Source organism: SAR202 cluster bacterium, from assembly GCA_009392515.1.
Lineage (GTDB): Bacteria > Chloroflexota > Dehalococcoidia > Lucifugimonadales > UBA6952 > UBA6952.
The window spans coordinates 1-9,361 of record VFGE01000036.1; the positions used below are offsets into that span (position 1 = coordinate 1).

At 31.8% G+C, this 9,361-nt stretch carries 10 protein-coding genes; 1 reads left to right on the forward strand and 9 read right to left on the reverse strand.

The genetic code is table 11. The features are described 5' to 3' along the window. The 7 genes from gatB to sodN all read right to left on the reverse strand — a co-directional run. Positions 1 to 775: Asp-tRNA(Asn)/Glu-tRNA(Gln) amidotransferase subunit GatB (gene gatB, locus FI695_05600; GenBank protein ID MQG51435.1), on the reverse strand; the 775-nt coding region annotated here is incomplete at its 3' end. 180 nt (positions 776 to 955) lie between these two features. Then, positions 956 to 2,338 (reverse strand): NAD(P)(+) transhydrogenase (Re/Si-specific) subunit beta, encoded by a 1,383-nt coding sequence (locus tag FI695_05605; GenBank protein MQG51436.1) that lies wholly within the window; start codon positions 2,336 to 2,338, stop codon positions 956 to 958. Between the two features lie 20 nt (positions 2,339 to 2,358). Then, a complete protein-coding gene (locus tag FI695_05610) occupies positions 2,359 to 2,685 on the reverse strand; it encodes an NAD(P) transhydrogenase subunit alpha (GenBank protein MQG51437.1) in 327 nt (108 codons plus the stop codon). Then, positions 2,678 to 3,829, reverse strand: coding sequence for an NAD(P) transhydrogenase subunit alpha (locus FI695_05615; protein MQG51438.1), 1,152 nt, complete (start codon positions 3,827 to 3,829; stop codon positions 2,678 to 2,680). The genes FI695_05610 and FI695_05615 overlap by 8 nt, the downstream gene beginning before the upstream one ends. Positions 3,830 to 3,962: 133 nt before the next feature. Beyond that, positions 3,963 to 5,696 (reverse strand): hypothetical protein, encoded by a 1,734-nt coding sequence (locus tag FI695_05620; protein MQG51439.1) that lies wholly within the window; start codon positions 5,694 to 5,696, stop codon positions 3,963 to 3,965. A gap of 9 nt (positions 5,697 to 5,705) precedes the next feature. After that, positions 5,706 to 6,719 carry a Gfo/Idh/MocA family oxidoreductase gene (locus FI695_05625; GenBank protein ID MQG51440.1) on the reverse strand — a complete coding sequence of 338 codons (1,014 nt, stop codon included), beginning with the start codon at positions 6,717 to 6,719 and terminating at the stop codon, positions 5,706 to 5,708. A 77-nt stretch (positions 6,720 to 6,796) separates the two neighbouring features. Then, complete coding sequence (gene sodN / locus FI695_05630) at positions 6,797 to 7,291, reverse strand: superoxide dismutase, Ni (protein MQG51441.1); 495 nt, start codon at positions 7,289 to 7,291, stop codon at positions 6,797 to 6,799. 134 nt (positions 7,292 to 7,425) lie between these two features. Here sodN and lepB point away from each other — a divergent pair, with 134 nt between their 5' ends. Next, on the forward strand, positions 7,426 to 7,863 hold the full coding sequence (lepB, locus tag FI695_05635; protein ID MQG51442.1) for a signal peptidase I: 438 nt from the start codon (positions 7,426 to 7,428) through the stop codon (positions 7,861 to 7,863). On the opposite strand, the gene FI695_05640 is transcribed toward lepB, so the two are convergent. Continuing rightward, on the reverse strand, positions 7,849 to 9,258 hold the full coding sequence (locus FI695_05640; GenBank protein MQG51443.1) for an MFS transporter: 1,410 nt from the start codon (positions 9,256 to 9,258) through the stop codon (positions 7,849 to 7,851). The genes lepB and FI695_05640 overlap by 15 nt on opposite strands. A 25-nt stretch (positions 9,259 to 9,283) precedes the next feature. After that, a partial coding sequence (locus FI695_05645; protein ID MQG51444.1) for a ribosomal protein L7/L12 occupies positions 9,284 to 9,361 on the reverse strand: 78 nt, incomplete at its 5' end.

The window sequence follows — 9,361 nt, forward strand, 5'->3', positions numbered from 1 at the left end:
TTTCTTTATCATCAACCCATCCTCGAGTTTCCTGGATAATCCTTTCACCTTTTTCAGCTAATTTCACTTGGCGCTCGAATTCAAATTCTAAAGCACCTTGTACTGCACGCAAACTATTCATATTTTTCACTTCAACTTTAGATCCAAGATTGGATTCACCAATTGGTCTTATACTTATATTGGCATCACATCTAAAATTTCCTTCTTCCATATTACAAGTGGATACGCCTATAAACTGAAGTATTGAACGGAGTTGGACCAAATATTCTCTTGCTTGATCAGAAGTTCTTATATCTGGTTCTGACACAGTTTCCATTAAAGGTACTCCGGCTCTATTTATATCAAGTAGACTTCTTGCATCAGAATTTATACCTGTGTGCGTAAGTTTAGCTACATCTTCTTCTAGATGAACTCTATTAATTCGAACTGTTGAAGATATATTTTCAGATGTAATGTCTAAATGGCCACTATAAGCTATGGGATAATCATACTGTGAAATCTGGTACCCCTTCATTAAATCTGGATAAGGATAGTTCTTTCTATCAAATTTAGTCCATTCTGAAATAGAACAGTTAAGAGCCAAACCAGTAGCTATAACTAATTGTACAGCTTTTTCATTAATAACAGGCAAACTACCAGGCATTCCCATACATACTGGGCATACCATTGTATTAATAAGTTTACCTTGATATTCCGCAGGGCAACTACAGAACATTTTACTATCAGTAGTTAGTTGCGCATGAACTTCTAATCCAATTACTGATTCATACTTCATCTATACATTAATCCTATTTTTCTAAGTTATAATAAACAATAAAGCTATTAAAGATACTAATATAAATGATATTAAAATTATGAATACACCACGTTTATAAAATGGAACTATCTCTGGTTCAGAGATTCCATATAAATTTATGTATACCGTTTTATTATCGTCCTTTGGCATAATTCCCACCTAGAGTAAATTATCTTTAACTTCAGAAATAATTTCATTTAGGCCATCTTTAGCGTCTCTAAAAAACATCATAGTATTATCCATATAAAACAAATCATTATCTACGCCAGCAAATCCTGGGCTCATACTTCTCTTTAATACTACAACACTTCGTGATTTATCCACATTTAATATTGGCATTCCATACAATGGGCTTGAAGGAGTATCTCTTGCTGCTGGATTTATTACATCATTGGCACCAATTACAACAGAAACATCAGTATTATCAAAAGAATCATTAATGTCATCCAGATCATAGAGTTTATCATAAGGTATATTTGCTTCAGCTAAAAGCACATTCATGTGACCAGGCATTCGTCCAGCAACTGGATGAATTGCATATCTTATATCCACTCCTTTTGATTCAAGAAGATCTGCAAGCTCTCTAACTTGGTGTTGTGCTTGGGCGACAGCCAATCCATATCCAGGAACAAAAATTACTCTATCGGCATAAGCTAATAAAATTGCAACTTCCTCAAAACTAGTTGATCGCACAATTTTATCTGTATTATCATCTCCAGAACTACTAGAATCTACAGCCCCAAAATTACCAAATATAACATTAACCAAAGACCTATTCATAGCTTTAGTCATAATCATTGTCAGTATAAGGCCTGCTGCCCCAACTAAAGATCCAGAGATAACTAGGAGAAGGTTGTTTAATAAAAACCCTGTAACAGCTGCTGCTAAACCTGAATAAGAATTAAGCAGGGATACCACTACAGGCATATCAGCTCCTCCTATAGGAATAACTAATAAAATACCTAATAATAGGCACAAAGAAATGATAATAATAAAAGCTAGAGTAGAAGTACCAGAGAATATTAGATATGAAGAAAGCATTATCACTGATATAAAACAAATTGCTGTTATAGTTTTTTGAAAAGGATATACAATTGCTCTTCCACTTATTAGTTCCTGAAGTTTCAAAAACGCTATAATACTTCCTGAAAATGTAACAAAACCTATCAATACACTTAGAGATATCATTAAAATTGAAAATTTTTCGGTACTATTATTTAAATTTACAAATTCTGCACTAGCAATTAATGCAGAGGCTGAACCACCAAATCCGTTGAAAATAGCAACCATCTGAGGCATTGCTGTCATTTGTACTTTTTTCGCCAGGACAACACCAATTAAACTACCTATAATCAAACCTACAACTATTAACTCATAGCTAATAATATTTTCATTAAAAAGGGTAGCTACAATTGCTAGCAACATACCAATACTAGCGAAAACATTTCCTTTTCTAGCCGTAGCTGGTGAACTTAAATATTTGATACCTAGCATAAAAGCTATAGCAGCTATTAAATATATGAGTTGGATTATGTCATTCATTGTGATATCAAATACTGAACTCATCGATTATTCCCTTTTTTAAACATCTGGAGCATCCTATCAGTAACAGTAAATCCACCTACTACATTAATAGTAGCGAAAATTAAAGCAAATAATCCGAGAATTGTAGCTATGTTAACTGTAATACCAAATAAAGAAAGCGTTACATCATTATTTGACTGACCTGAGACTATAAGTGCACCAATAATCGTTATACCCGAGATTGCATTAGCACCCGACATTAATGGAGTATGTAGGGTCGGAGGAACTTTGGTTATTAATTCAAAACCTACAAAAATAGCTAGGACAAAAACATATAAAATAAAAATTAATTCTATCTCATTCATTATTTGAATCTTTCACGTTCTTGGTATCATTTAAATTATTTTCCAAAAGATTTATTCCTTCATGGCTAGTACAAGTTTGTTGAGTTATTTCATCCTCTAAATCAATAATCAATTCTGTTTTAGGAATAAAATGTTTTAACAATGAAATAATATTAGCTGATAACATTTGACTAGCATGATTAGGAATTTGACTGGGTAAATTTATGGGGCCACTTATTATTACATCGTTAGAAATAATGGTCTCCCCAGGTTTAGTAAGTTCACAGTTACCGCCCATTTCAGCTGCCATATCTATTATTACTGATCCAGGCTTCATACTAGAAACCATATCTTTATTAACTAATAATGGAGCAGGTCGTCCTGGTATCAAAGCAGTAGTAATAACATAGTCAGCTAATGCGACATTTTGATGAACTAAGGCATCTTCTTTTACTTTAATATCATTTGTAACTTCTTTTGCATATCCACTGGAATCTTCTAAATTTTGCTCTCCAAAATCTAATTGTAAAAATTTCGCTCCTAGACTTTCCACTTGTTCCTTAACAACAGGCCTAACATCATAAGCACTAACAACAGCTCCTAATCTTCTTGAAGTAGCAATAGACTGTAAACCAGCTACACCTGCGCCAAGAATTAACCCATGTGCTGGGGGTATAGTACCTGCAGCAGTCATCATCATTGGAAAAATCTTTCCAAGTAACTGCGCAGCAATCAGGGTAGCTTTATAACCAGCTAAACTACTTTGAGAACTAAGTATATCCATACTTTGGGCTCTTGCTATACGAGGAATAGTACCTAGATTGATAAGCGTTACTTGCCCTTTGGCAGCATTATTAGCAAATTCATTATTCAAATTTAAAGGTATATTAGTAATTAATGTTTTACCTTTTTGTATTTTATTTATAATATCAGGGTCATTTGAATTTAATGATAATATAATATCAGGCGTACTTAGAATATCAGAATTATTAGAAATAGATGCACCAACGTCAGTGTATAAAGTGTCTGGGAAAAAGGCGCCACTCCCCGAGTTAGATTCAATATAAACGCTATGTCCTAGTTTTATTAATTTCGCGGCATCAGCTGGTGTCAATAAAACACGTTTTTCGCTATCTTTAACTTGATTAATTACACCAATTTTCATAAATTCCCAACATAAATTAGAGTTTACTTTGTGAAAAGAATAACGCACTCGAATTATAGCTTCAAGGGCTATCAACACTTAATAGATTATTTCTATGCAATTTAAAGGTTTTATCGATAGCTTATCAACAAAATCATTTGTTTTTCCGTGCTAATTCTAGCATTTCTATAGCACTTTTTCTTCCTTGTATGCCAGTATTACCTAACATTGAAGAGATTTCATCTACCCTAGAAGAATCATTCAAAACTTCTGCTTGTATATCGAAAGAATCATGATCATCAATACGATTTAGTCGAATATGATGATCTGCAAATGAAGCAACTTGTGGGAGGTGTGTAATACAAAAAACCTGCCTATTTTTGCTTAGTTTTATAAATTTTGTGCCTAATATAAATCCTAAGCGACCTCCAACACCTGAGTCTATTTCGTCAAATACAATGAGGGGAATTTTATCAATTTCAGATAAAATGATTCTTAATCCCAACATAACCCGTGAAGCTTCTCCCCCAGAAACTATATTATTTAGTGACAAAAATGGATTATTGCCTTCAGCCATTAAAAACTCCACTTTATCCTTGCCAGTTCGTGATATTACAGATTTATTACCATTTACATCATCCACTTCTATACTATTATTAATTTGATGTGTTAAATCATCAATTGAAATTGATATATTTGTAGTTTTCATCGATAAATCGCTAAGTTCATCATGTAATGCTATTGATAATTCTTTTGCAGCATTAACTCTTGCATTAGAAATTTTTACAGACGTTAATAAAATTTCTTTTTCCAGGTTTGTAATTACATCCTTTTTCACAGTAATAAAATTATTTTTTTCTTCAATCAAATTTAATTTCGATTTTAATGATTCTGCATATTGTAATATTTCTGATATTTCATTTCCAAATCGTCTTTTTAATTTAAAAATTAAAGATAAACGATCTTCAATTTCTGACAATCGATTTTCAGAGTATTGGAGATTATCTCTATATCTTCTAAAAGAAGTACCTAGATCTTCTAATTCACTCGTTATATAAAGTAAACGACTTTGCAAATCATTCAAATCTGAATCGTCTAAATGTAATGCGTTTATTTCACCAGCAAGATTTGTTATTTGATTTAAATATGAATTATTACCCGTATCGTCTCCGTATATGATTTTATATCCTTCATCAGATAATATTTTTAAAGATTCTAAATTTTTTATTTCTTTTTGTTCATCAATAAGCATAGAATCTTCATTTTCTAATAAACTAGAAGATTCAATTTCATTATATTGTTCTCTTAACTCCAATAGAGATTCTTCAGATATATCAACCGCAGTAAAAAAATTTTCAAGATCTTCATAACACTGATTGAGATCTAAGAATATTTGTTCGATTACATTCCTTTCTTTTGTTAAACCAGCGTATTCATCTAATAAATCGAGTTGATTGCTTGTTTTTAAGATTGATAAATGATCCGACTGGCCATGAATATCTAACAATACTTCAGAAATTTGTTTAAGTGATCGTAATGGAATGATATCACCGTTTATTCTACATATATTTCTATTATCTCGATTTAATTCCCTTGAAATTATTAAATTATCAGTTGAAATATAATCCACTCCTATAGAAGATAGAATATTCATGACTGTAATTGATAAAGATTCATCAAGATCAAATATTGCTTGGATGACTGCTGAATCTTGTCCAGATTTTACGAGATTTGAATCTACTCTTGATCCAGCTATTAACTCTAACGCATGAACAATTACAGATTTACCTATACCTGTTTGTCCAGTTAGCACATTAAAGCCTATTCCAAATTCAAGATCTATAGAAGAGATATTGGCTAAATTTTTTATTCTTAATAATTTCAGCATATTTTTTACTTATTGATTTGGTAAATCAACCCATATACCATTATCATTAGATTCTTTCCAAGCTGAAGCAAACTGCAATAATTTTAAACCATCTTTAAATAATGGTATTGAACTGGAAGGTTTTTGGTTAACAATAATTGCATCAATAAAATTCTTCTCTACAAGTATACTATCTCCATTATCCCATAAAGGTTTTAAATCTGTATCAATTACAACATCTTCTAAATTTTCATCCTCTGTTCCACCTATTTTTATATATGATTGGTCCTTAAAAGATCCGCATACTATAACACCTTCACTACCATAAACTTCTATTCTGCTATGTTGAGCTGATCCAGCAACCGTAGAATGTAAATATGAAACCAAAGATCCATCTCCTCGTTGTGTCAACACAGTATTAGATTCAGGACGAACTGATCTACCATGATGATCTGTATTAGTTGATTCTTGTTGAAAACTTGTACGATTAGCAAAAAGCCTAACTTGATCACCAAAGATTCTATTAATAACTTCAAACTGACTACCTAAACCAAAGAATGGGGTGTACCAATAATCAATAATATGTTGGATTTTCCCTATTTTCCCAGAATCTAAAATCCGCTTAAAAATTGCATCTTCTTGTACATAAAATTGTCCAGGATATATTAATGAAACTAAATGTGAGTTTTCATTTGCTACGCTAAGCATTTCTTTCGCTTCTGTAACTGTCCTTGTCATAGCATTAAGAACTAAAACGTGTTTACCCGCTTTCAAAGCGGGTATCGACATTTCATAATGTTTATCTGTTCGAGTACCAATCACTACAGCGTCAATATCCTTAGATTCCAAAATCTGATTCCAGTCTTTCTCAATTCTAGAAAAACCAAATTGTTCTTGTACTTTTAGGCTAGATTCTTCTGAACTATTTGAAACTGCTACTAAATCAACATTACTCAAGGCTTGAAAATTTGGAAGTATTTTGTTTCGACTAAAATTGCCAGCTCCAATATATCCTATTCTAACCTTATCCATATTTACCTCCATTAGTTATTAACTAAAACAAAAACTGGCCACAAAAGTTTCTGACAGCCAGTTTTTGTTTATATTATATTGATATTATTTTATGCAGGTAGTACTAATTCTCCACCTACTGCTTGTCTAGAAGGTTGTACTGAAGTTTTTACATCCTTAGTAGCCCAAAAGATCGTGGCTATTTGATTTACTGCATTAAGTAAATCTTGAGGAGCTTGGGTATCATTGGTCTGCCTAACCTTCGATGCTGTTTTCAGTGCATTAAAAACTGTATCGTGCAATTCGGGATATTTTTCTATGTGCTCAGGTCTAAAATAATCAGCCCAAAGAATACGAATTTCTTTTTTGCATAGTTCAGCATGCTCCTCTTTAGTTGATACATATCTGCTTAATTGAGAAACATAATTTGTTCTATCTGCATCAGTAGATGGTACTTCAGCAGCTTCAATTAATTGTATCATTCGCATAGTAGTCAAAGCTGCAACTTGTGCCAGGTGTGGATCATATATCCCACAAGGTACGTCACAATGAGCAAAAGCAGTCTCTATTTTTGAAAATTCTACCAACTTCTTAGAAATCAACATTCACACTCCTAAAATATTGAGATAAAGTAAATATGTATTAGATTACCCTAACTCTAATGGTTAATCAACTTGTCAAAAAAGCATTTTCTTGAATATTATTCATATTGCTAAAGAATTGAAAAAAAGTTAATTTTATCTTGAATATTTATAAATATATACAATACAAAATACTAAAAGTAGATGGGCAAAGTATGTCGCCTTGTCTCAATACTAATGACATAGTTTTGGGGAAATATTCTTTGAAATTATTTCGAAATAATTTGATATGTTTTAACCTTCCTTCTAATACCAATAAACTATATATAAAACGGATCATAGGATTGCCATATGAATTCATTGAATTTACTGATTCACATATCATAATTAATGGTGAAAAACTTATATCGCACAATATTGATATTAAAAAATTGAGTGCTTCTAAATGGTACAATGACGCAAATCAACTTTTTGTACTAGGAGACAATTCTTTGGATAGTTATGACAGTAAAAATTTTGGGCCCATCAATATCAATTGGATCAAATATAAGATTATTGCAAAATTATGGCCTCTAGGAAAACTAAATGCTCATTGAGAAATGACTTTTTATCCAAAAAACAAATACTAAAAGTGTTAAAGCACATACAGCAGCACTCAAGATTATAGTATCATTAGCAGCAAGTAATACTAAATCCGAATTTATATTTTCAACTTGGGTATTTTGTATAGAGGATTGATTATAATGGGCTAATCTAGAACCAAAAATACCACTAGAAAAAGCTATACCTATTGCTAAACCTGTTTGCCTAGCAGTTGCAATAGAAGCAGAAGCCATACCCAAACGATCTTGGGGTACAGAGTTCACCACAGCTGTATTATTTGCAGGATCAAAAAGACCAAATGCAATGCTGGCTAAAGCTAAAACTAGACCAATTTCTAAAGATGCTCCATATCTTATAGCAAATGATAATAATATCAAACTAATTATCAATAATATTACACTTAAAAAAATTAGAATTTTTGAACCGATAATATCAGTTAATCTACCAGCAATCGGAGCGATTGCAATTCTCACTAATGAAAAAATACTCAATAAAAAACCAGAAAAAACGATACTATATCCCATACCATGAGTGGTTACAAAAGGAGTGATATAGCCAATAGTATTCCAAGACTGATAAATTAATAACAAAGTAATGATAGAAACTAAAAATACTGGATTTTTAAACATATTTATCTGTACAACAGGGAATTCTGAATGAAGTTCTTGGTATAGAAATATAGGAGTAAAAACAATAAATAAAACTAAGCTAAGAATTATTAATGGAGATAAATAGCCTAAAATATTTATCTGACTTATTACAAACAATAAGCTTCCTAATAAGATAAATAAATAAAAGGAACCTAATAAATCAAGCTTAATTTCTTTTTTTGCAATATTTTGATCAATAATTTTTACTGATAATAAAAGACATATAATTGACAAAGGAACGCGTGTATAAAAAACAGATTTCCAGTCTATAAATTCAATTAACAACCCACCTATCAGAGGCCCTAAACCTAAACCAAGTCCTACAACAGCCCCAGATAAACCAAATACTTTACCTCGTTCTTCCTTAGAAAACTGAGATGCGATCAAAGCGGTACTACTAGAGATAACCATAGCAGCACCAATCCCTTGCAAACTCCTCAGTAATATTATGTGATAAACATTTTGAGAAAAGGAAATTAAAAACAATGTGATACTAAAAATAATGGTACCTGCAACATAAACTCTTTTCCCTCCCCACAAGTCACAAAGCCAACCCATAGTCATAAGTAAACTACAGGATGTTAAAAAGTACCCTATACCAATCCATGCGACAGTTGAAGCACTTGTGTTGAAAAATTCGGAGATTACTGGATAAACAACTAAAACAATAGTTCCTTCTAAAGTTGTAGCAAACATCCCAAAGGATACTATTACAAATACCATCCATTTAGGTTCCATAACAGACCTTACGATAACTAGGTTATTATTCTACAGTGACAGTAGCTCCAGCTTCTTCAAGCTTAGCTTTAATATCATCAGCTTCGTCTTTACTTGCATCTTC